Here is a 22,082-nt window from a genome sequence, read left to right on the forward strand (position 1 = left end):
ACATCCCATGCGCCCCTCTGGACGAGAGTTAAGTGAAATGCGTGCCGTTTCAATCGAAACGGGCTTCACCAAACACGCCGAGGGGTCCGCCCTCATCAAGATGGGGGACACGCATGTCTTGTGCACCGCCACGATCGAAGAGCGCGTGCCGCCGTTTATCAAAGGGTCGGGGCTTGGCTGGGTGACAGCGGAATACGGGATGCTGCCCCGCGCCACCAACACCCGCATGCGACGCGAAGCGGCAAGTGGAAAACAAGGTGGGCGCACTGTTGAAATCCAGCGCCTGATTGGCCGGGCCCTGCGCGCCGGTGTGGACCGGGTTGCGCTGGGTGAGCGCCAGATCACCATCGACTGCGACGTGTTGCAGGCTGATGGCGGCACCCGCTGCGCCTCGATCACCGGCGGCTGGGTCGCGCTGCGTCTGGCCGTGGACAAGCTGATGAAGGCGGGCGATGTGATCAGCAATCCGCTGATCTCTCCGGTCGCCGCGGTCAGCTGCGGCATCTATGCAGGCCAGCCCGTGCTCGACCTCGATTACCCTGAAGACAGCGAGGCTGGCGTGGACGGCAACTTCATCATGATGGGCGACGGTCAACTGATCGAAATCCAGATGAGCGCCGAAGGCTCCACATTCTCGCGCGACCAGATGAACAACCTGATGGATCTCGCCGAAAAGGGTGTGGGCGAATTGGCCGCCGCACAACTGGCCGCCGTCGCATGACACGAGGCTTTGACGGCAAGCGCATTCTGATCGCGACCCACAACGCGGGCAAGCTCGAAGAGATGGAACGGCTCTTTGCCCCGTTTGGCGTCGAGGTGGTGGGCGCTGCGGCGCTCGACCTGCCGGAACCCGAAGAAACCGAAAACACTTTTGTTGGCAACGCCCGGATCAAAGCACATGCCGCGGTCAAGGCGACCGGCCTGCCTGCGCTGGCGGACGATTCCGGGATTGAAGTCGACGGCCTTGATGGCGAACCCGGTGTCTATACGGCCGATTGGGCGGAAACTCCGAACGGGCGCGATTTCATGATGGCCATGACGCGCACCCAGTCCGAACTGGTCAAACGCAACGCGCCCCAACCTTGGACAGCGCGGTTCTGCTCGACCCTCGTGCTTGCCTGGCCCGATGGGCATGACGAAGTTTTCGCTGGCACCGTCGATGGCACTCTCGTCTGGCCGGTGCGCGGCGCGCTCGGCCACGGCTATGATCCGATGTTCCAGCCTGTTGGGCACAGCCGCACCTTTGCGGAAATGCCAGCGGATGAGAAAAACGCCATCAGCCACCGCGCCGACAGTTTCGCCAAACTGATCGCAGGTTGTTTTGGCTGACGATTGGGAGGCAGGCGGATTCGGCCTGTACCTCCACTGGCCATTCTGCGCTGCCAAATGCCCCTATTGCGATTTCAACAGCCACGTCACAGCCTCGGTCGATCATGACGCATGGCGACGCGCCTTCGTGTCCGAAATCGAACGCGCAGGTCAGCGGACCCCGGGCCGCGTGTTGCACTCTGTCTTTTTCGGCGGGGGCACGCCCAGCTTGATGGAGCCCGCAACCGTCGGCGCCATCATGGAAACGGTCCATCGCACCTGGCCCGTGGCCAATGATCTCGAAGTGACGCTAGAGGCGAACCCCACTTCTGTTGAGGCAGGCAAATTCGCCGATTTCCGCGCCGCCGGGGTCAATCGTGTATCCATGGGTATTCAGGCGCTGAACGACCCTGACCTGCGCAAGCTCGGGCGGATGCACAGCGCGGCCGAGGGTTTGGCGGCCTTCGATATCGCCCGAAACACTTTCGACAGGGTCAGTTTCGATCTGATGTACGGCCGGCAAGATCAATCTCTCAGCGCATGGGAGGCGGAGTTGACCCAAGCGCTGAAATTGGGGCTCGACCACATCTCGCTTTATCAGCTGACCATTGAGGTTGGGACCGTGTTCGGCGACCTCTACAAGCTGGGCAAGCTGAATGGCCTGCCGGATGATGATCTGTCCGCCGACATGTACGCCCTTACCCAGGATATCTGCGCAGATCACAATATGCTGCGGTACGAAGTATCCAACCACGCGACATACGGCTCCGAATCGCGGCACAACAAGATCTATTGGCGCTATGGCGATTATGTCGGCATCGGCCCCGGTGCGCATGGGCGCATCACAATCGACGGCAACCGCATCGCGACCGAACAGGCGCGGATGCCGGCAGCGTGGTTGGACGGTACAAACCGCCAGAAGGAAGAGAGCCTGTCAGGCACCGATCAAGCCGTGGAATTCCTGATGATGGGCCTGCGCCTCAGCGAGGGTATCGACCCGGCGCGTTATGAAAACCTGTCAGGAAAGGCCTTGCAGCCCGCCCGTATCACCGAATTGGTGAATATGGGCCTACTTGAGGCGTCAAATGACAGTTTAATCGTTTCAAATCAAGGATTTAGCCTGCTAAACGGCGTGCTGCGAAAGCTGCTCGAAGATTAACCGCCGCTCAGTTTGCGGCACAGGTCATCCAACTGCTCCAGCGTGTCATATTGCAACGTTAATTGACCGGATTCTCCGTCCGGCTTGTGCGTCAACGTTACTTTGACGCCCGTGGCAGCAGACAGGTCCGCCTCAAGCGCGCGCGTATCTGCGTCCTTTTCCCCTGCACCGGGCTTCTTGCCAAACGACTCCGGATAGACAGCGACAGGTGCGTTGGCCTTCTTGACCAGCGCCTCAGTCGCACGCACGGACAAATCCCCGGCAATCACCTTCTTCGCCAACGCTTCAGGATCCCGCGCCGTGATCAATGCGCGCGCGTGACCCGCCGTCAGTGACCCATCCGAGATGTATTTCTGAATCGTCTCGGGCAGGTTCAACAAACGTAACAGGTTCGCGATGTGACTGCGGCTTTTGCCCAGGGCCTCGGCCATCTTTTCTTGCGTATGGCCAAACCGCTCCATCAATTGGCGATAGCCCGCCGCCTCTTCAATCGGGTTCAGATCGGCGCGCTGGATATTTTCAATGATCGCGACTTCAAGCACTTCGCTATCGTCAAAGTCGCGGACAAGCACCGGCAGACTATGCAGTTGCGCCTGCTGCGCCGCGCGCCAACGTCGCTCGCCCGCAACGATTTCGTACCCATCGCCAGAGGGGCGCACGATCAAGGGCTGTAGCACACCCTTTTCCTTGATCGACGCAACCAGATCGTCGAGCGGCGCGGAGTCAAACTGCTTACGTGGCTGATTTGGGTTCGGATGGATTTGCTCAATCGGGATTTGCTGATCACCGCGCCCTTGACCGGCATCGTCATCCACCGCCTCCGATACGTCCGCCATCAAGGCTGACAATCCGCGCCCAAGCCCTCGTTTTTTCTCACCCACCATGCCTTACGCCCCCACCTTCATATTATGTCCGACCAGCTCTTTCGCCAGGTCGCGATATGCAATCGCCCCTTTTGACGTCGTATCATATGACAAAACGGGCATGGCGAAAGACGGCGCCTCGCTGACCCGCACATTGCGCGGAATGCGCGTCTTGAACACCAGATCACCCAGATTGTCGCGCGCGTCCTGCTCGACCTGTTGCGACAGGTTGTTGCGCGCATCATGCATCGTCATCACCACCCCCTCGATGCGAAGATCGGGGTTTCCCGTGTGCCGCACCTCGCGAATGGTCAGCATAAGTTGCGACAATCCCTCAAGGGCAAAGAACTCGCTTTGCAGCGGCACAAGAACCGAGTGCGACGCGATCATGGCATTCACCGTCAGCAGGTTCAGCGACGGCGGGCAGTCGATCAGGATATAGTCGAATTGAAACCGCTCCATCTGCGGCTGGCGCAGGGCGTCATGCAGCAAAAAACTCCGCTTTTCATTGGAAATCAGCTCAATATCCGCCGAGCTGAGGTCTACGGTTGCGGGCACCACCATCAGGTTTTCAATATCCGTCGCAAGAATGACCTCGTCGAGGTCGACATCTTCGAGCAGCAACTCGTAGGTCGTGAACTCCCGATCTTCCAACTCGATCCCCAGGCCGGTGGACGCGTTACCCTGTGGGTCGAGGTCGATCACCAGAACACGATATTTCAACTCCACCAGCGCCGCAGCAAGGTTGATCGTGGTTGTCGTCTTGCCAACGCCGCCTTTCTGGTTGGCAACAGAAATAATCTTCGGCCGTGCTCCTTGAAACAGTTCAGACACGCTCGATTCCCTTTATCCGCAAAATTGCTGCCTCTGGATTTGTTCTACTGGGTGTGGCCTCACAAGAAAACCGCCAGTTTCGCTCTGCCTCGACAAGTTCGTCTGCCCACGCCGCACCTTTCATGAAAACGCACTGTCCTTCTGTGCTGAGATGTGGCTTGGCCAATCCCAAAAGCGTATCAAGGTTGGCCAAGGCCCGCGCCGAGACAACACTCGCGGATTGCGGCGTCAATTTTTCGATTCTTTCGGCAATCACGGTGAACGGAACATCCAATTCTCGCGTGCATGCCCTCAGAAACGTGGACTTGCGCTGATCACTTTCAACCATGGTCATGGGCAAATCATGTCCGTCACCTTGTGCCAGAATGGCAACCACAACGCCCGGCAACCCTCCTCCGCTACCCAGATCCAGCCAGCTTTCCGTCGTTTCAATGTATACTTGCGCTGAATCCCAGATATGGCGATTTTCGAGGTCGTCGACTGAAGCCTTTGAAATCAGATTGATTTTGGACGTCCATTTGCGCAGCAGCGCGGCATATCCGTCCAGCTTTTCCAATGTTTCACGTGAAACATCGCGGCTGTACCACTCGGGAACGCGCATCACGCTTGTTTCTTTTCCAGATAGCGGATGCGCCCCAGCAACAACGCCAGAGCCGCTGGGGTCATCCCATCAATCCGCGCAGCTTGCGCGAGGTCAGCTGGTCGTACACGCTCCAGCTTCGCTGTAAGCTCAGCCGAAAGCCCCGAGACGTCAGAATAGGAAAAATCCGCTGGAATCCCATAGGATTCGTCTTTGCGGAGCCTTTCCACGTCCTGCTTTTGCCGCTCAATGTAGTTGGCATAGAGTGCTTCCCGCGAAATCTGCAAACCAACCTCGGAGTCCAACTCAGCCAGCCCTGGCGCAAGGCGCACGACGTCCTCAAGCGCCACATCCGGGAACGCAAGCAACTGAAACGGCGTGCGTTTGGTCCCATCCTGGTTGATCTTGATACCGGCGGACGAAATTTGCTTGGGCGTAAAGCTCTCGGCCTTCATCAAGGTACGCCCGGCATCCAGTTTTTCCATCTTGTCTAGGAAATGCTTTGTCCGGTCCGCACCAACACACCCCACCTCAAGCCCCAAGGGTGTCAGGCGTTGATCTGCATTGTCCGCACGCAAAGACAGGCGATACTCTGCGCGCGACGTAAACATCCTGTAGGGCTCCGTCACCCCACGGGTCGTCAGATCGTCGATCATGACGCTGATATAGCTTTGATCACGTCTGAAATGCACCGGCGACGCGCCCTTGGCTGCCCGTGCTGCATTGAGCCCAGCAACCAGCCCTTGCGCCGCGGCCTCTTCATATCCCGTCGTGCCGTTGATCTGCCCTGCCAGAAATAGCCCGAGCACGGACCGCAGGGACAAACCTGCGTCCAAAACACACGGATCGACAAAGTCATATTCGATGGCATAGCCTGGCTGCAGGATCACCGCGTCTTCCAATCCCACAATGGACCGTATGTATGCGACCTGAACGTCCTCAGGCAGAGAGGTGGACACCCCGTTCGGATAGACCGTGTCGACATCCAGACCTTCTGGCTCGAGAAATATCTGATGCGAGTCCTTGTCCCCGAACCGTACAATCTTGTCTTCGATCGAGGGGCAGTAGCGCGGGCCTGTGCCATCAATGTGACCGCCGTACATCGCTGACTTTTCAAGGTTTTCGCGAATAATATCATGCGTTTGCGAATTCGTGTGGGTGATTCCGCACGCAACTTGCCTCAGCGGTGGTGACTTGGACAGAAACGAAAACAGCGTTGGGTCGTCGTCCCCATCCTGTCGCTCCAGTCGATCCCATGCTATAGTGCGGCCGTCAAGGCGTGGCGGTGTCCCCGTTTTTAAACGTCCGAGCGGTAAATCGAAGCTCTCGATGCGCTTGGCGAGCAGCGAGGATTCCTTGTCGCCCATCCGTCCACCAGCATAGGACACGTCGCCGATGTGAATGAGGCCCCTCAGGAATGTGCCGGACGTCAGAACGACAGTCTTCGAGCGTACTTCTGACCCATCCGCCAGAACGACACCCGAAGCCGCCTGTCCGTTCATGATGAAGTCCACCACCTCACCTTCGACAATCGACAGGCTTTCTGCGGTTTCCATCACGCGCAGCATTTCGCGCTGGTACACGCGCCGATCCGATTGTGCACGCGGGCCTTGTACGGCTGGCCCCTTTCGACGGTTCAGCAGGCGGAACTGAATCCCGGACGCGTCGGCAACTTTTGCCATAACGCCATCAAGTGCGTCGATTTCACGGACAAGGTGCCCTTTGCCCAGCCCACCAATGGCGGGATTGCAAGACATGATGCCAATATCCGACTTTTTCATTGTGACGAGCGCAGTTTGGGCACCGCAGCGCGCGGCAGCATGCGCCGCCTCACAACCTGCGTGCCCCCCACCGACAACAACCACATCAAATTGTTTCACGTGAAACACTCCAATCACTTCCCGAGGCAAAAGCTCGAAAAAATCTCATCCAGCAGATTCTCGACCCCTATGCGACCCACCAAGGACTCTAGGGATCGAATCGAGCTACGGATCTCTTCGGCAGCGATATCATAATGGTCCGGTCCATGGCCAATCCACTCGACCGCAGCATCCAACGCGGTCAATGACATCTGCATCGCGTCGCGGTGGCGCGCATGCGTGGCGAGGCCGGCGCTTTGTGTTTTGGAGGACAGCGCGCGGGAAACCAACGTGATCAGTTCTGGAATACCCTGCCCGGTCTTTCCTGACACTGCCGGTACATCATCCGTTCGCGCATCGGCTTTCGGCGCGACAAAGATGTCGTCGTCCTGCGAGGCAACCGGCACGATCTCGTCCGGCTCCATCAGAAAAATCCTCAGATCTGACGCGTTCGCGCGCGACACCGCGCGTTCGATACCAGTGGCCTCAATCTCGTCGGCGCCATCCCTCAAGCCTGCAGTATCCAGGAGTGTGACGGCGTATCCATCGAGATCCATGCGCACTTCGATCACATCACGGGTTGTTCCCGCCCTTTCGGACGTAATTGCCGCGTCTCTCTTGGCTAAGGCATTGAGAAGAGTAGACTTTCCGGCATTTGGCGGACCAATAATCGCAATTTCAAAGCCGGTGCGAATGCGTTCTGCGGCCGCAAAGCCATTCAGCTCATTTTCGACATCCGTGCGCACGGAGAGCAGGAGCGCTGACACCTCTTGAGTGACATCAACCGGCACGTCCTCATCCGCGAAATCGATGGTGACTTCAATCAGGGACGCCGCGCGGATCAAGTTGGTGCGCCACGCCTCGATCTTTTGGCCCAGCGCACCTTCAAAGATGCGTTGCGCCTGACGTCGCTGGCCTTCGGTTTCTGATGCGATTAGATCACCCAGCCCCTCGACTTGGGCGAGGTCCATCTTGTCGTTTTCCAGGGCACGTCGGGTGAATTCCCCCGGTTCGGCCAATCGCGCATCGCCTTCGCCCAACCGCCGCAGAACTGCGCTCACCACAGCGATGCTGCCATGGAGGTGGAGCTCAACCACGTCTTCGCCAGTAAAGCTGTTTGGCCCCTGGAAGGCCAAAACCAAGGCCTGGTCCAAAAGGCTTCCGTCACTGTCCAGCAGCGCCCGCACGCCAGCTTGCCGGGGGTTCGGCAGGCTCCCACAGAGGGCCGTCGCACAGACGAACGCCTGTGGCCCGGATATCCGGATCACAGCGACGCCAGCACGCCCCTGCGCCGTTGCCAGGGCAAAGATCGTATCCATTCGAAATGCCCTCCGCAGATGCGTTAGGTGTTCATGGAGTCAAAGAATTCTTCGTTGGTCTTGGTCTGCTTGAGTTTCGAGATCAGGAACTCGATCGCATCTGTGGTGCCCATCGGGTTCAGGATACGGCGCAGCACAAAGGTTTTGGCGAGATCGATCTTGTCGACCAGCAGCTCTTCTTTCCGGGTGCCGGATTTGAGAATGTCGATGGCCGGGAACACGCGCTTGTCCGCGATTTTGCGATCCAGCACGATTTCAGAGTTACCGGTGCCTTTGAATTCTTCAAAGATCACCTCGTCCATCCGGCTGCCCGTGTCAATCAGAGCCGTGGCGATGATGGTGAGCGAGCCACCTTCCTCGATGTTCCGTGCTGCACCAAAGAAGCGCTTGGGACGTTGCAAGGCGTTGGCGTCGACACCACCGGTCAGGACTTTACCCGAGGATGGCACCACTGTGTTGAATGCCCTACCAAGTCTTGTTATTGAATCCAGCAAGATCACAACATCTCGTTTATGCTCAACCAAACGCTTGGCTTTTTCGATCACCATTTCGGACACAGCTACGTGGCGTGTCGCAGGTTCATCAAAGGTCGAGCTTACCACCTCGCCCTTGACCGAGCGCTGCATGTCCGTGACCTCTTCGGGCCGTTCGTCGATCAGCAGGACGATCAGGTAGCATTCCGGATGGTTCTTTTCGATGCTGGAGGCGATGTTCTGCAGCAGCACGGTTTTACCGGTCCGTGGCGGCGCGACGATCAGCGACCGCTGGCCCTTGCCGATGGGCGAAACCAGATCGATGATCCGGGCCGAACGGTCCTTGGTCGCAGGCTCATCCGTTTCCATTGTCAGACGCTCATCCGGGTAAAGCGGCGTGAGGTTGTCAAAGGCGATCTTGTGCTTGGCCTTTTCCGGCTCTTCAAAGTTGATGCTGGTCACGCTGGTCAGCGCGAAATAGCGCTCGGTGTCGTCGGGGGCCTTGATCATGCCGTCGATCGTGTCACCGGTGCGCAGCGAATACTGGCGGATCATGTCGGGCGAGACATAGATGTCATCCGGGCCAGGCAGATAGTTCGCCTCGGGCGAGCGCAGAAACCCGAACCCGTCCTGAAGTACCTCAAGCACGCCGTCGCCGTAGACTTCCCACCCTTCATCCGCACGTTCGCGCAGAATCTGGAACATCATCTCGCCCTTACGCATGGTCGAGGCGTTTTCGATTTCCAGTTCTTCGGCCATTGCCAAAAGATCCTTGGGGCTTTGAGCCTTGAGATCGGCAAGTGCCAGAACTTCAGTGGTTTCTTCAGATGTCATGGGAATACTCATGGCCCGCCTGATCAAAGGCGTGGCGCGTCCGTAAGGGATGTAAAAGCTGGTGCGGTCCCCGAATGGGGTGCAGGCAAGCACATAGGCGCACATGCGGCGCGAGTCAACGGTGTCAGAATTTCACGACCACCGACAGAACGATCAGCACCATCAGCAATGTCGGCACTTCGTTCATCATCCGGTACTGCCGCCCGGTCTTGACCGGTCCCCCGGCCGCAAAGGCACGTCGCTGCGCGCTGAGCCATCCGTGAAAGCCGGACATCGCCAGAATGCCAATCAGCTTGGTCCAGGGCCAGACGGCACTCCATTCGACCACACCCGGGATCAGCGCAAGGCACAGGCCCAGCACCCATGTGGCAATCATCGCAGGTGTCATGATGACTTTGAGCAATTTGTATTCCATGGTCTGGAACAGCGCGTGCGTGTCGCCACTTAGTCCGACCTGTTCTGCGTGATAGACATAGAGGCGAGGCAGATAGAACAAGGCGGCCATCCAGGCGATGACAGACATGATATGAAATGCCTTGATCCAAGGATACAGACTGGCAAGCAGATCGATCATGTCACGTCCCTTCGTTCCGGGGCCCACCTATAAATAAATAAAGAAAGAATAAAAGAAGATGATGATGAAGTAGGGATCCGGAATCCTGTGGATTAACGAGATATGGTGCCAGTTATGCCCACTGTAGATATTCGGGCGAAGATTCATCCGAACATTCGAGTAAACACAATGATTCGTGAAATTTCAATATCTTATGGACATATTACCTATCACATCACCTGCGCTGTTTTGTGGATAAACATGTATAAGCGATGTTGCCCACAGAGAGGTGGTTTTCCTTGTCCTCTATGGGTTAATGAAAGGTTAACAGGGTCGGGCAGCCTCAACTTTTGGTCGGTCTCCAAATCTCGCGGAATCCCACACATGTCGTCCCGATCTTAAACGCATATTTCACACAAGGTTATCCACATGGACACATCTCTTATCCTTGCGTCCGGTTCGCAGATCAGGGCCCAGCTTTTGCGCAATGCCGGGCTGGACTTTGCTGTCGAAGTGGCCCGCATTGATGAGGATGCGGTCAAGGATGCCCTGCTGGCCGAAGACGCCCCGCCCCGCGATATTGCCGATACGCTGGCCGAGATGAAAGCCCGCAAGATCGCCGACAAGCACCCAGGTGCGATGGTGATTGGGTGTGATCAAGTGCTGGCATTTGGCAAATCCATCCTGTCCAAACCAACCAGCCCCGAGAATGCAACGGAACAACTGCGTGCCTTACGTGGGCAACAACACATCTTGTTGTCAGCCGCTGTTGTCTATGCCGATGGCAAACCGATCTGGCGCCATGTCGGGCAGGTTCGTTTGCGGATGCGGGATGTGTCGGATGAGTACCTTGCCGCGTATATTTCCAGAAACTGGGATGACATTCGCCACTCAGTTGGCGCATATCAGCTTGAGGGTGAGGGTGTTCGGCTCTTCCACAGTATCAGTGGCGATTATTTCCACGTTCTTGGTGTGCCGCTGTTGGAACTGTTGGCATTTCTCACATTGCGCGGCGTGATCGAAGGATAGTGGACGGAACCAAGATGGTGGGCAAAATTCCATTGGCCGGCGTTATCGGCTCTCCTATTTCGCATTCCAAGTCGCCGCAGCTGCATCGCCACTGGCTCAAGACCTATGGCATTCCGGGTGACTACATCCCGATGGATGTGGCGACCCACGACCTCAAGCAAGTTTTGCAGGCGTTGCCCAAGGCCGGGTTTGTGGGTGTGAACATCACCATCCCCCATAAGGAAGCCGTGCTGGAGATTGCCGACCTGGTGACCGACCGCGCCACGCTGATCGGGGCCGCAAATACGCTGATCTTTCGTAAGGACGGCAAGATACACGCTGACAACACGGATGGGTACGGGTTCATCGAAAACCTGAAATCGGGCGCGCCGAATTGGAATCCGACCTCTGGCCCCGCAGCAGTGTTGGGCGCGGGTGGTGCGGCGCGGGCGGTAATCGCCTCGTTGCTGGATGCAGGCGTGCCCGAGATTTTGCTAACCAACCGCACTCGTGTGCGTGCGGAAAAGCTGGCAGATGATTTTGGTAAGCGCCTGACAATCGTGGACTGGGTGCAAGCGGGCAATATCCTTGAGGAATCCGCACTGGTCGTGAACACGACCTCGCTTGGCATGATTGGCAAGGCCGCGATGCGGGTGCCACTGGATGGCTTGCGCCGCGGATCGGTGGTGACGGACCTTGTCTACACACCGTTAAAAACTGACTTGCTCGCCGCTGCCGAGGCTGCGGGCTGCGTTACGGTGGATGGTCTGGGCATGTTGTTGCATCAGGCGGTTCCCGCGTTTGAGCGTTGGTTTGGTCAGCGCCCCGAGGTGGACAGCCTGACACGCGCGGCGGCCCTCAGATGACGTTTCGTCTTGGGCTGACCGGTTCCATCGGGATGGGGAAATCCACGACCGCCCAGATGTTTGTCGCGGCGGGATGCGCCCTATGGGATGCGGATGCGGCGGTGCATCGGCTGTATGGTTCCGGCGGTGCTGCGGTCGGTCCGATGGCAGATGCGTTTCCCGATGCGGTGGTGGATGGTAAAGTGTCGCGCGCCGTCTTGCGCGAGATCATCTCGGCCGACCCAACAGCGCTGAAGCGGATCGAGGCCATTGTCCACCCGCTGGTGGCTGCGGATCGGCAGGCGTTCATTGATGCCGCGCGCGCGGATATCATCGTATTCGATATTCCTCTGCTGTTCGAAACCGGCGGAGACAAAGGTATGGATGCGGTTGCTGTGGTGCATGTCGCGGACGACATACAAGAGGCCCGCGTGATGGAGCGCGGCACGATGACCAAAGAGCAATTTCAGGCGATCAAGGCCAAGCAGATGCCGAGCGCTGAGAAATGTGCCCGCGCGGATTTCGTGATCGAAACGGATACGGTTGAACATGCCCAAGCCCAGGTTCATCATGTGATCGAGCAGATCAGAAAGCGGATTGAGAATGCGTGAAATCGTCCTCGACACGGAAACCACAGGGTTCGACCCCGAAAGCGGAGATCGCATCGTCGAGATCGGCGCGATTGAGCTGATCCGGCATATGCCGACCGAAAACGTCTTTCACGAATATATCGACCCCGAACGGACCATGCCGGACGAGGCGTTTCAGGTGCATGGACTGGGCGACGATTTCCTGCGCGGCAAACCGAAATTTGCGGAGATTGGGCAAAAGTTTCTGGATTTTGTCGGGGACGCCAAGCTGGTGATCCACAACGCGGCCTTCGACATGAAGTTCCTGAATGCCGAGCTGAAATGGATGGGTCTGCCGTTGCTGCCCTATGACAGGGCTGTCGACACGCTCGACATTGCGCGTCGGAAATTCCCGGGTTCGCCTGCGTCTTTGGATGCGCTGTGCCGCCGCTTTGGCATCGACAATTCTGCGCGGACGCTGCACGGCGCGTTGCTGGACAGTGAAATTCTGGCCGAGGTCTATCTGGAACTGATCGGGGGGCGGCAACCGGATTTCGGGTTGTCGACCAGCGCGGGACAAAACGACAAATCGGGTGGAGTCACCAACTGGACACCGCCACCCCGACCGTCGCCCCTGCCATCGCGGTTGAGCGATGCGGAAAAAGAGGCCCATGCGAGTTTTGTCGCGGGCCTTGGCGAAAAAGCGATGTGGTCAAACTGAAACTCCCGACGCGGGGTGCGCCGGGCGTGACTTCAGGAGTGCAGATCGATCAGGCGTCGGCGGGCGCTGCCTGATTCTGACGACGCGCAATTTCATTGCGATAAAGCGAGATGAAATCGATGTTTTCGAGGTTCAGCGGCGGGAAGCCACCGTCGCGGGTGATGTCGCTGACCACGCGGCGCAGGAACGGGAAGATCATGCGCGGGCACTCGATCAGCAGGAATGGGTGCATCTGGTCTTCGGGCACGTTTTCGATGTGGAACAGGCCGACATAGTCAATCTCAAGCACGAACAGAACGGTGTCGCCCTCTTTGGCCTTGGATGTGATCTTGAGCTTGATTGCCACTTCGAACTGGTGATCCTGCGAGCGCTTTTTCGCGTCGAGGTTCACCTGGACCTGAACGTCTGGCTGCACATCGGGCGAGGCACCCTTTTGGGCGACGATATTCTCGAACGACATGTCACGTACGAACTGGCCCAGAACCCGCATTTGCGGCTGAACTGGCTGGGCTGGTTGTGCTTCTTTTTCTTCTTCGGCCATTGGTACTCTCCCGCGGGCAAATTGATTTGCGTGTCTGGTAGCAGCTTGGCCGCTTGGCCTCAATGCTTCGTCCAGCCCGAGGGGCGGCCCTGATCACCACTTTCTGGCTCAACCTCGGCATATTCGCCTTCGATGACATCAGATTGTGGTGGATGTTGCGGGTGTGTGCTGAACGTGGTGACGTTGATCCGGGCGCGGGCCCATTTGAAAACAGCCAGCCGAACGCCCGGCACCAGCAGTGCGAATCCAACCGCATCGGTGAAAAAACCCGGGGTCAGCAACAATGCGCCGGAAAACAGGATCATCGCGCCATGGGCCAATGCCTCGCTTGGGTCGCGCATTTCATTGAACGAGGATTTGACCTGCCCAAGGGCCTGAACCCCCTGCGCGCGCACCAAAACCGTGCCGATGACAGCAGTTATGATGACGATCAACAGCGTCCACCACAGTCCGATTGCGCCGCCGATTTGGATGAACAAACCGATTTCGATCAACGGGACGGTAAGAAATGCTATAAATAACCACATCTGCGACATCCTTTCACCAGCCCACTGGGGCCTTGCAGTGGACTTGGCTCCACTGGACCCCTACATAGTGACCAGACGTGGTGGTTGCCACCCGACCCCGCTTAACGAGGTATGAATGAACTCTCCGTTGATCCAGCTGCTTGTGCTTGCCGGCATAGCCGTCTTTTTGATCCTGCGTCTGAAAAACGTCCTGGGAACACGCGAAGGCTTTGAACAGCCCCCTGTTCCGAAACCCGTGAATGATCGTCTGGGGCGTCCCGATCTTGAAGTGATCGAAGGTGGCCCCGATCTGGATATCACCGACCATGTCGACGAAGACAGCGATGCAGCCAAGGCGCTCGCTGGTATGAAGAGGGTTGAGCCGTCGTTCAACGTCGCCGATTTCCTGCAAGGTGCGCGCGGCGCTTACGAGATGATCGTGATGGGGTACGAGACGGGCGAATTGTCCGATATTCAGCCCTTCCTGTCCGAAGAAGTTTACGAATCCTTTGTCGACGGTGTCGCCGCCCGCGAAGATCAGGGCCTGACCATCGAGGCCGAGTTTATCGGTGTGCGAGAGCTGAAACTGATGGACGCCACTTTCAACGAAGAAACCAATGAGGCCGAACTGAACATCCGCTTTGTGGCGGAGCTGACATCGACCGTCCGCGACGAAGGCGGCGACATCGTCGAAGGCAGCCCGACCGAGGTGAAACGGCAAAAAGACACATGGTCCTTTGCACGAACCATGGGGGCTGACGACCCAAATTGGCTGTTGGTCTCTACAGACGCGTAATCCGGCACTGTGTCGGATTTCTCTGTGCGGTTGCGTTCACGATGAGTGCGGCAGCCGCAGACATCCGATATACCGTTCTGGATTACACGGCCCTTGATGGCTGGGCCGAGGATGATCACGCCGCTGCTCTGAACGTGTTCCGCAGCACGTGTCGTGACATGAACGACCCCGACTGGCGGTCCTTGTGCGCAGTCGCCTCTGAGATTCCGGATGCAAAGGCCTTCTTTGAACTTTTCTTTCGCCCCGTTCTGATCGAGGACGGTGCGCCCGGCCTGTTCACCGGGTATTTCGAACCCGAGCTTGATGGCTCCAAACGTCGCAGTGGACGTTATCGGTTTCCTGTCTATGCGATGCCGCCCGAGGCCCGCGTGTCGCGGCCATGGCATACACGTCGCGAGATTTTGCAGGGCGGGGTCATGGCTGGTCGTGGTCTGGAAATTGCCTGGGTCGATGACTCGGTTGAATTGTTTTTCCTGCAGATCCAGGGCTCGGGCCGCATCAACCTAGACAATGGGCGGACCATCCGCGTCGGCTATTCCGGATCAAACGGGCATGAATACCGGTCTGTCGGCAAAGAGTTGGTGCGGCGTGGTACCTATGCCGCCCATCAGGTCAGCGCCGATGTGATCAAGAACTGGGTGAAACGGAACCCTGCCGCCGGGGCCGAACTGCTATTTCACAATCCCTCTTACGTGTTTTTTCGCGAAGTCAGTGAAGTGCCTGCGGAGCTTGGCCCGCTTGGTGCGATGAACCGGTCGATCACCACCATGCGCACCGTGGCGATTGACCCGGCCTTTGTCCCCCTGGGCGCGCCGGTCTGGATTGAAAAGGATGGTCGCAATCCGCTGCGTCGTTTGATGGTGGCGCAAGATACCGGGTCGGCGATCAAGGGCGCCCAGCGGGCTGACGTCTTCTTTGGCACCGGTGATCGCGCTGGGCGGGCCGCCGGGCAATTGCGCGATCCGGGCCGCCTGATGGTGCTGATGCCGATCCAGCGCGCCTATGCCCTGCTGCCCGAAAGCGCCATATGAAACGCCGCAAATTGCGCCCGGATGAGGAAGAGCTGTGGCGCAAGGTCGTGTCCAACGCGGAACGGCTGCACCCGGAAAAACCACTGCGCCCGCAGGATTTCGTGACAACTCCGCCTGTGCAGCCGCGCAAGAAGGCGACGTTTGAGGCGGTGCCAAAGTCTCTGACGATTCAGCCCGCGCGTCCGACAGCAACCGCGCATCTGTCCCCAACCATCGCCGAACAGGTGGGGGCGCAGCCCGTTCAGATGGATCGCAAGGCCTTTGACCAAATGAAGCGGGGCAAGTTGCGCCCCGAAGGCAAGCTGGACCTGCACGGCATGACGCTGGAACGCGCGCACCCTGCCCTGACACGATATATCCTGAGCGCGCAGGCACAGGGCAAACGGCTGGTTCTGGTTGTCACGGGCAAGGGCAAACAGCGCGATGATGGCGGGCCGATCCCGGTGCGCTTTGGCGTGTTGCGCCATCAGGTCCCGCAATGGTTGTCGATGCCGCCACTGTCTTCGGCTGTATTGCAGGTCACGCAGGCCCATCTGCGTCACGGTGGCGGTGGAGCGTATTACGTCTACTTACGCAAGTTGCGGTAGCGCACCGCGATAGCGCCGGATGCCAATCCACATGCACAGGCTGGAAAACAGGAAATAGACGGCCACACCGAGATATTGCGTGGTCAGATCAACCTGTAGATCGATCAAGAGCCCCGTGATCCCCGGCCCGATGGCAGACCCCAAAACCATCACCGCTGTGGCCATCGCCTTGATCGATCCGATGAACCGCGTGCCGTAGAATTCGGCCCAAAACGCGTTGGGTAGGGTCGAATTGGCGCCTGTCGTCAGCGCGAGAAAGACAAAGCCGATGGCGGCGTGCCCCAGAGAGGTGGCAAAGGCGAATACGCCAAAGGCGATGACCATGGGTAACTGATAAAGTGGGATCAGTCGTGCGGTTCCGAACCTGTCCAGCGCGATACCTGACACCACCATCGCCCCGATGGCGACGGATGTATAAAGCGGAAACAGAGTGACCAGCGACAGGTGCGTCCAGCCTTTCAGCTCGGCAAAGTACACCTGATGAAAAAAGAAGGCGGTGTTGAACGCGGAGGGCCCCAGAATGGCAGGCACCATGAACCAGAACAACGGATGGCGCAGCGCGGAGCGACGCGACCAGTGCACGTCGTCCATGCCAATGCTTTGGTTTTCATCCGCCATGGATTGCGGCGTGCGTTCGGTGCGCAGCTGCGTCATGAGGATAGGTATGCCCACAAGGGCGATGCAGGCGGCGACCACCCAAAGTGAGCGCCAGTGAAACACGCCAAGCAGGGCCACAAAGATCAGCGGCAAAAGCGCCTCACCGGCAGCGAATCCAAGCGATGCGATGGACAGCGCCCTCCCCCGCGTCGCCACGAACCAGCGGGCCATCGATACAACGGCGATATGGCTGCACATCCCCTGCCCCATCAGCCGCAGTGCAAAGATCACGACCGGCAGCAGCGCCACATACGGGTTCCACGCCATTGCCAGACATGCGAGCGCGAGACTGCCCAGCACAAGAACGCCCAAAGTGCGCGCGCGGAACATGTCTGTCAGGCTGCCCGCCCAGATCATCACCGCTGCCGAGGCCATTGTCCCCAGCGAATAGATACCGCCCCACCCACCGTGGCTGAGCCCAAAATCTGCCTGAATTTCAGCGGCAAAGAGCGAGATGAAATAGGTCTGCCCGAAAGAGGACAAAAGCGACAGCAGCGCCCCGGCGGACAGCCAATTCCGGTTTTCACTGATAAAGGAAAGCAGACCTGTCGGCAGCGCGCGCGCCGTCACAGCCCGGTGCTTTCTTCGGCAAGATCAATGGGTCGGCTGACTGGACCGGTGATGACCCGGCGCTGGCCCGGCAACAGGACAACGGCCCCGCTGCTGCCCCGCAAAAACTCGCGATCCAGGTCCGAGGACCGGCGCAGCAGTTGAATTAGGGCCGGCGAACTGCCAGCCACGAAATGGTTGCCGGACTTGCGGTCAGAAAACGCGGTCACGTCCACCACATTGATTGGCAGGTCGGCAACCTCTTCGGCATTGTCGATGTTGCCGAGCTGGGTTTTCTGACCACGCAAGCGCGAGGACAGACGCAGCACCGCATCCTTGCGCGACACGATCACGACAAACGGGTCAGGCACATCCCTGATCTGGCGGAACTGGCTGCGAAAGACATCGACGTTGATGTCCGGGGACATCAGGATCACACCGCGAATATTCGCGCCGACCCATCCGGGTTGCGCGATTTCAAGCTGGCGAAACGTTTCCATCACCAGTGCGCTGCCCATGGAATGCGCCACGACGATCACGTCCGGTTGCCCTGCGCTGCGCACAGTGCGCAACAGATCGGCCAGTCCATCGCGGGCAAACAGTGCGCTGTCCCGGTCATACTCATAGCCCAAAGGATTCGCGCGGCTTGGCCAGGCATAGCTGACATGGGCACCCGGAATTTCGAGGTCATGGCCCAGTTGCGCCATGCGGAACGCGGAATCGGCAAAGCTGTTGTTGAACCCGTGTACAAACACGGTGACTTCGCGCCGGTCCGTCGATCTGGCGTCAATCTCGGCGCGCAGGCTCCGGGTGAACCCGGCCGGTTCGTCAAATTGCTGCAGTTCCGCGATGGCGAAATCGCGGTCGGGTTTGGGGCGGTCATAGCCGTCCGACACGCTGCCCAATTCACGATTTGGCGGGATAGAGACCGTGGTTTTCAGTAGGCGCAATTTGGTCGCGCGTTCGATGCCAAACTCACCCGCATCGTTTGTCGCCCGCGTCGTCCCCATAAAGACGGGCACGTTCAGACCAAAATTCAGCGCATCGGGCACCACGGGCGCAGCGGTGCGGTCATTGCACGCGGCAAGAAGCATCATCAACGCAACTGTCACCCACCGCATGGTCTTTGTCCTGCCTGTCCCTGACCCGGTCTTAGCCCAGATCAGGCCGCACGACTACAGCACATAGCGACTTAGATCGGTCGAGCGCGACAGCTCGCCCAAATGCTGCTCCACAAAGGCGGAATTGACCACGATTTCCTCACCGCCCCGGTCCGGCGCGGTAAAGGACAACTCTTCGAACACCCGCTCCATCACGGTATAGAGCCGCCGCGCGCCGATATTTTCGACCGTCTGGTTCACCTCGGCTGCGATGCGCGCGAGGGCGCGGATGCCTTCGGGTTCGAAAGTCACCGTCACCTGTTCGGTCGCCATCAGGGCGGAATATTGCAGGGTCAGCGCGTTGTCGGTTTCCTCGAGAATGCGCACGAAATCGTCTTCGGTCAGGGGGCGCAGCTCAACCCGGATCGGCAGGCGGCCCTGCAGTTCGGGCAGCAGGTCAGACGGTTTGGCGATGTGGAACGCGCCGGATGCAATGAACAGGATATGGTCGGTTTTGACGGGGCCATGTTTGGTGCTGACGGTTGTCCCTTCGATCAGGGGCAGCAAATCGCGCTGTACACCTTCGCGGCTCACATCACCGCCGCGCGCGTCCGAGCGGGCACAGACCTTGTCGATCTCGTCAAGGAAAACGATCCCGTTTTCCTGCACCGCTTCCAGCGCGGATTTAGTGACAGTTTCGTCATCCAGCAGCTTGTCCGCCTCTTCGCCGATCAGCACATCATAGCTGGCCGCGACGGTCAGTTTCTTGCGTGTGGTGCGTCCGCCCATGGCTTTGCCAAACAGATCGCCAAGGTTCATCATGCCCGCCCCCGCGCCCGGCTGGCCGGGGATGTCCATCATGGGAAACGGGTTTGACGTGTCGGCGACATCCAGTTCGATGACCGTGCTGTCGAGCTCGCCCGAGCGCAGTTTCTTGCGAAACATCTCGCGCGTGCCGTCGCGCGCATCGGTGCCTGCGATGGCGGTGATCACCCGGTCTTCGGCGGCTTGCTTGGCCTTGGTCGCGACATCCTCGCGCATCAGATCACGGGTCTGGGCAATCGCGGCGTCGACCAGATCGCGAATGATCTGCTCCACATCCCGCCCGACATAGCCGACCTCGGTGAATTTGGTCGCCTCGACCTTGAGGAAGGGCGCGCGCGCGAGTTTGGCCAGACGGCGGCTGATCTCGGTCTTGCCGACGCCGGTGGGCCCGATCATCAGGATATTCTTGGGATAGACCTCGTCCCGCAGGTCGTCACCCAACTGCTTGCGCCGCCAACGGTTGCGCAGCGCCACGGCCACCGCCCGCTTGGCGTCCGCCTGCCCGATGATGAACCGATCCAGTTCCGAGACGATTTCGCGTGGGGTCAGGTCAGTCATTTGGGTGTTCCTTTGATCGTCTCGACGGTCAGGTTGCCGTTTGTGTAGACGCAGATGTCAGACGCAATCGCCATGGCATCGCGTGCCACGGTTTCGGCGTCGCGGTCGCTGTCGATCAGCCCGCGTGCGGCGGCCAGCGCATAGTTTCCGCCTGACCCGATCGCCGCGACGTTATGTTCGGGTTCCAGCACGTCGCCCGCCCCGGTGATGACAAACATGTCGGTGCCATCCGTCACGATCAGCATCGCCTCGAGTTTTTGCAGGTACTTGTCGGTGCGCCAGTCCTTGGCCAGCTCGACACTTGCGCGCGCCAACTGGCCCGGCGTCGCCTCGAGCTTGGTTTCAAGGCGCTCCAAAAGTGTAAAGGCATCCGCCGTCGATCCGGCAAAGCCAGCCACAACGTCAAACCCGCTTGGGCTGAGCCTGCGCACCTTGCGCGCGGTCCCCTTGATTACGGTCTGGCCAAGGGACACCTGCCCGTCGCCCGCAACCACAACCTCGCCACCCTTTTTCACGCCGATGATCGTGGTGCCGTGCCAGCCGGGGAATTCGGAATTGGCCATGTCGCGTCTCCTTGCCTGTTCGGGCCTATATGCGACCTAACTGCGACAGCTTCAATCCGTGCAGGCAATGTGGTTGTGTGTCGGGCATGAAACTGATGGGCACGGATCCACGTCTGAAACAGGCGCAGGCGGCATGGGCAGAGATTGCGCCCGACCTTGGGCTGGATACGGCGGCCTACCGGGCCAAGCTGATCTGGCAAAAGGATGAACCTGCGCGCAGCCACATCGTGGTGCGTTTGAAGGGTCCGCGACCGTTGATCCTGAAACAGGTGTTTGCCGCGCCGGATGATGCGGACCTGTCCGCGGCGATCGCCGCGCAACGAGATGCTTTTGAGCGGCTGGCTGGGAGCAATAGCTCACACGCCCCCGAGGTTCTGTTTGCGTCCGATGATGGCCGAATTGTTGTCATGGCCGAAGCGGCGGGAAAAACGCTGAACGATCATCTGCTCGCGGGAAAACCCCATGACAAGATGCTGCGCCGCGCCGGAGCATGGTTGGGCGCATTTCACGGGTCCGGCCCGCTTGAAGAGCGGACCTATCAGCCGAAATTTATGCTGCGCCATGCCGCGAGAATGCGCGACGCGGTGCGGGCCGGGACACTGCGCGTGGCCCTGCCGAAAATGTTTGTCGCGTGTTGTGAACAAATGCCGGACAAGGCTGCGGCCGCGATGGATCAGCAAACCACGTCCGCCGCAAAACACGGTGATTTCAACCTGCGCAACCTGCTGCTGGGCCCCGAAGGCGAAACAGGTCTTGATTTCAAGCCAGCTTCGACCGCGCCTGTTGGTTTCGATATCGCGCGTCTTCTGATGGACTATGCAGAGTTGTTTCAACCCGGCGAGGATGTGTCAGAGGGCAGGCTGCTGTCCGACGCGACCCTCGATGCGTTCTTTGACGGCTATCGGCTTGTCGAACGTGACGACCCGGCGGTGCGATTTCTGCCATTCGTCCAACTGCTCAACGATTGGCGCCTGATTCCGCCCAACAAGACGCGGCGCAGTTGGCGGCAAGCGGCCCGCATGGACAGGATCGAGGCGCTCGCGCGCACAGCCTTTGCCCTCAACTGAAAACGGCCCCCTGCAAACAGGAGGCCGTTTCGAATTCTGTAACCGCGTTTGGGTTTAGATGGATTCTTCGATCCAGCTTTGCAGGGCGGCCTTGGGTTTGGCGCCGGCCATGTTCGACACGACCTGACCGTCCTTGAAGATGAACAGCGCAGGAATGCCGCGCACACCCATCTGAGCCGGTGAATTCGGGTTGGAATCCACGTCGACCTTTACGATTTTGACTTTGCCTTCCATCTCGGTCGACAACTCTTCGAGCGCGGGACCGATCTGTTTACAGGGGCCGCACCATTCAGCCCAGAAATCCACCACGACGGGGACTTCGGAATTTTTGACTTCGGCGTCAAATGTTGCGTCAGTTACGGCGAGGGTGGCCATTC

At 58.9% G+C, this 22,082-nt stretch carries 25 protein-coding genes; 11 read left to right on the top strand and 14 right to left on the bottom strand.

Annotated elements, in window-relative coordinates:
- The first annotated feature begins 7 nt into the window (after window positions 1-7).
- Genes rph through hemW form a run of 3 tightly spaced genes read left to right on the top strand, consistent with a single transcriptional unit; the run spans window position 8 to window position 2,467 of the window.
- Entirely contained in the window at window positions 8-721 is a 714-nt protein-coding gene (rph, locus tag Q1A89_RS12525; RefSeq protein ID WP_299728373.1) for a ribonuclease PH, read from the top strand.
- Window positions 718-1,329 (top strand): non-canonical purine NTP pyrophosphatase, encoded by a 612-nt coding sequence (locus Q1A89_RS12530; RefSeq protein ID WP_299728376.1) that lies wholly within the window; start codon window positions 718-720, stop codon window positions 1,327-1,329. The genes rph and Q1A89_RS12530 overlap by 4 nt, the downstream gene beginning before the upstream one ends.
- Window positions 1,322-2,467 carry a radical SAM family heme chaperone HemW gene (gene hemW, locus Q1A89_RS12535; protein ID WP_299728379.1) on the top strand — a complete coding sequence of 382 codons (1,146 nt, stop codon included), beginning with the start codon at window positions 1,322-1,324 and terminating at the stop codon, window positions 2,465-2,467. The genes Q1A89_RS12530 and hemW overlap by 8 nt, the downstream gene beginning before the upstream one ends.
- Here the strand turns inward: hemW and Q1A89_RS12540 are convergent.
- The 7 genes from Q1A89_RS12540 to Q1A89_RS12570 all read right to left on the bottom strand — a co-directional run bounded on the left by Q1A89_RS12540 (window position 2,464) and on the right by Q1A89_RS12570 (window position 9,803).
- Window positions 2,464-3,351 carry a ParB/RepB/Spo0J family partition protein gene (locus Q1A89_RS12540; protein WP_299728382.1) on the bottom strand — a complete coding sequence of 296 codons (888 nt, stop codon included), beginning with the start codon at window positions 3,349-3,351 and terminating at the stop codon, window positions 2,464-2,466. The genes hemW and Q1A89_RS12540 overlap by 4 nt on opposite strands.
- A gap of 3 nt (window positions 3,352-3,354) precedes the next feature.
- Window positions 3,355-4,164, bottom strand: a complete 810-nt coding sequence (locus Q1A89_RS12545) for an AAA family ATPase (protein ID WP_299728385.1) — start codon at window positions 4,162-4,164, stop codon at window positions 3,355-3,357.
- Window positions 4,157-4,765, bottom strand: coding sequence for a 16S rRNA (guanine(527)-N(7))-methyltransferase RsmG (gene rsmG, locus Q1A89_RS12550; protein ID WP_299729161.1), 609 nt, complete (start codon window positions 4,763-4,765; stop codon window positions 4,157-4,159). Before rsmG ends, Q1A89_RS12545 begins: the two co-directional genes overlap by 8 nt.
- The gene (gene mnmG / locus Q1A89_RS12555; protein ID WP_299728388.1) at window positions 4,765-6,633 is read right to left on the bottom strand and encodes a tRNA uridine-5-carboxymethylaminomethyl(34) synthesis enzyme MnmG; all 1,869 of its coding nucleotides are present in this window, start codon (window positions 6,631-6,633) and stop codon (window positions 4,765-4,767) included. The genes rsmG and mnmG overlap by 1 nt, the downstream gene beginning before the upstream one ends.
- 5 nt (window positions 6,634-6,638) lie before the next feature.
- Window positions 6,639-7,922, bottom strand: coding sequence for a tRNA uridine-5-carboxymethylaminomethyl(34) synthesis GTPase MnmE (mnmE, locus tag Q1A89_RS12560; RefSeq protein WP_299728391.1), 1,284 nt, complete (start codon window positions 7,920-7,922; stop codon window positions 6,639-6,641).
- A gap of 23 nt (window positions 7,923-7,945) precedes the next feature.
- The gene (rho, locus tag Q1A89_RS12565; protein WP_299728394.1) at window positions 7,946-9,229 is read right to left on the bottom strand and encodes a transcription termination factor Rho; all 1,284 of its coding nucleotides are present in this window, start codon (window positions 9,227-9,229) and stop codon (window positions 7,946-7,948) included.
- A 124-nt stretch (window positions 9,230-9,353) separates the two neighbouring features.
- Window positions 9,354-9,803, bottom strand: coding sequence for a CopD family protein (locus Q1A89_RS12570; protein WP_299728397.1), 450 nt, complete (start codon window positions 9,801-9,803; stop codon window positions 9,354-9,356).
- A gap of 408 nt (window positions 9,804-10,211) precedes the next feature.
- On the opposite strand from Q1A89_RS12570, the gene Q1A89_RS12575 reads away from it, so the two are divergent.
- Genes Q1A89_RS12575 through dnaQ form a run of 4 tightly spaced genes read left to right on the top strand, consistent with a single transcriptional unit; the run spans window position 10,212 to window position 12,925 of the window.
- Entirely contained in the window at window positions 10,212-10,811 is a 600-nt protein-coding gene (locus Q1A89_RS12575) for a Maf family nucleotide pyrophosphatase (protein WP_299728400.1), read from the top strand.
- A 14-nt stretch (window positions 10,812-10,825) separates the two neighbouring features.
- Window positions 10,826-11,656 carry a shikimate dehydrogenase gene (locus tag Q1A89_RS12580; protein WP_299728403.1) on the top strand — a complete coding sequence of 277 codons (831 nt, stop codon included), beginning with the start codon at window positions 10,826-10,828 and terminating at the stop codon, window positions 11,654-11,656.
- The gene (gene coaE, locus Q1A89_RS12585) at window positions 11,653-12,246 is read left to right on the top strand and encodes a dephospho-CoA kinase (RefSeq protein WP_299728406.1); all 594 of its coding nucleotides are present in this window, start codon (window positions 11,653-11,655) and stop codon (window positions 12,244-12,246) included. Before Q1A89_RS12580 ends, coaE begins: the two co-directional genes overlap by 4 nt.
- Window positions 12,239-12,925, top strand: a complete 687-nt coding sequence (gene dnaQ, locus Q1A89_RS12590) for a DNA polymerase III subunit epsilon (RefSeq protein ID WP_299728409.1) — start codon at window positions 12,239-12,241, stop codon at window positions 12,923-12,925. Before coaE ends, dnaQ begins: the two co-directional genes overlap by 8 nt.
- Before the next feature lie 49 nt (window positions 12,926-12,974).
- On the opposite strand, the gene secB is transcribed toward dnaQ, so the two are convergent.
- Window positions 12,975-13,466, bottom strand: coding sequence for a protein-export chaperone SecB (gene secB / locus Q1A89_RS12595; protein WP_299728412.1), 492 nt, complete (start codon window positions 13,464-13,466; stop codon window positions 12,975-12,977).
- Between the two features lie 59 nt (window positions 13,467-13,525).
- Window positions 13,526-13,993, bottom strand: coding sequence for an FxsA family protein (locus Q1A89_RS12600; RefSeq protein WP_299728415.1), 468 nt, complete (start codon window positions 13,991-13,993; stop codon window positions 13,526-13,528).
- Window positions 13,994-14,108: 115 nt separating this feature from the next.
- On the opposite strand from Q1A89_RS12600, the gene Q1A89_RS12605 reads away from it, so the two are divergent.
- Genes Q1A89_RS12605 through Q1A89_RS12615 form a run of 3 tightly spaced genes read left to right on the top strand, consistent with a single transcriptional unit; the run spans window position 14,109 to window position 16,386 of the window.
- Window positions 14,109-14,768 (top strand): Tim44/TimA family putative adaptor protein, encoded by a 660-nt coding sequence (locus Q1A89_RS12605; RefSeq protein WP_299728418.1) that lies wholly within the window; start codon window positions 14,109-14,111, stop codon window positions 14,766-14,768.
- A 41-nt stretch (window positions 14,769-14,809) separates the two neighbouring features.
- Window positions 14,810-15,799 carry a murein transglycosylase A gene (locus Q1A89_RS12610; RefSeq protein WP_299728421.1) on the top strand — a complete coding sequence of 330 codons (990 nt, stop codon included), beginning with the start codon at window positions 14,810-14,812 and terminating at the stop codon, window positions 15,797-15,799.
- Window positions 15,796-16,386: a Smr/MutS family protein gene (locus Q1A89_RS12615; RefSeq protein WP_299728424.1), complete on the top strand. Its 591-nt coding sequence runs from the start codon at window positions 15,796-15,798 to the stop codon at window positions 16,384-16,386. Before Q1A89_RS12610 ends, Q1A89_RS12615 begins: the two co-directional genes overlap by 4 nt.
- Here the strand turns inward: Q1A89_RS12615 and Q1A89_RS12620 are convergent.
- Genes Q1A89_RS12620 through hslV form a run of 4 tightly spaced genes read right to left on the bottom strand, consistent with a single transcriptional unit; the run spans window position 16,369 to window position 20,638 of the window.
- Window positions 16,369-17,613 carry an MFS transporter gene (locus Q1A89_RS12620; RefSeq protein WP_299728427.1) on the bottom strand — a complete coding sequence of 415 codons (1,245 nt, stop codon included), beginning with the start codon at window positions 17,611-17,613 and terminating at the stop codon, window positions 16,369-16,371. The two genes, Q1A89_RS12615 and Q1A89_RS12620, sit on opposite strands and share 18 nt — an antisense overlap.
- Complete coding sequence (locus Q1A89_RS12625) at window positions 17,610-18,713, bottom strand: alpha/beta fold hydrolase (RefSeq protein ID WP_299728430.1); 1,104 nt, start codon at window positions 18,711-18,713, stop codon at window positions 17,610-17,612. The genes Q1A89_RS12620 and Q1A89_RS12625 overlap by 4 nt, the downstream gene beginning before the upstream one ends.
- Window positions 18,714-18,767: 54 nt before the next feature.
- Window positions 18,768-20,075, bottom strand: coding sequence for an ATP-dependent protease ATPase subunit HslU (hslU, locus tag Q1A89_RS12630; protein ID WP_299728433.1), 1,308 nt, complete (start codon window positions 20,073-20,075; stop codon window positions 18,768-18,770).
- Window positions 20,072-20,638, bottom strand: coding sequence for an ATP-dependent protease subunit HslV (gene hslV / locus Q1A89_RS12635; protein ID WP_299728436.1), 567 nt, complete (start codon window positions 20,636-20,638; stop codon window positions 20,072-20,074). The genes hslU and hslV overlap by 4 nt, the downstream gene beginning before the upstream one ends.
- Window positions 20,639-20,724: 86 nt before the next feature.
- Here hslV and Q1A89_RS12640 point away from each other — a divergent pair, with 86 nt between their 5' ends.
- Window positions 20,725-21,705: an aminoglycoside phosphotransferase family protein gene (locus Q1A89_RS12640; RefSeq protein WP_299728439.1), complete on the top strand. Its 981-nt coding sequence runs from the start codon at window positions 20,725-20,727 to the stop codon at window positions 21,703-21,705.
- 54 nt (window positions 21,706-21,759) lie between these two features.
- Here the strand turns inward: Q1A89_RS12640 and trxA are convergent, their stop codons facing one another.
- On the bottom strand, window positions 21,760-22,080 hold the full coding sequence (gene trxA, locus Q1A89_RS12645) for a thioredoxin (protein ID WP_299728442.1): 321 nt from the start codon (window positions 22,078-22,080) through the stop codon (window positions 21,760-21,762).
- Between the last annotated feature and the right edge of the window lie 2 nt (window positions 22,081-22,082).

It is taken from the genome of uncultured Tateyamaria sp. (assembly GCF_947503045.1).
Taxonomy (GTDB): domain Bacteria; phylum Pseudomonadota; class Alphaproteobacteria; order Rhodobacterales; family Rhodobacteraceae; genus Tateyamaria.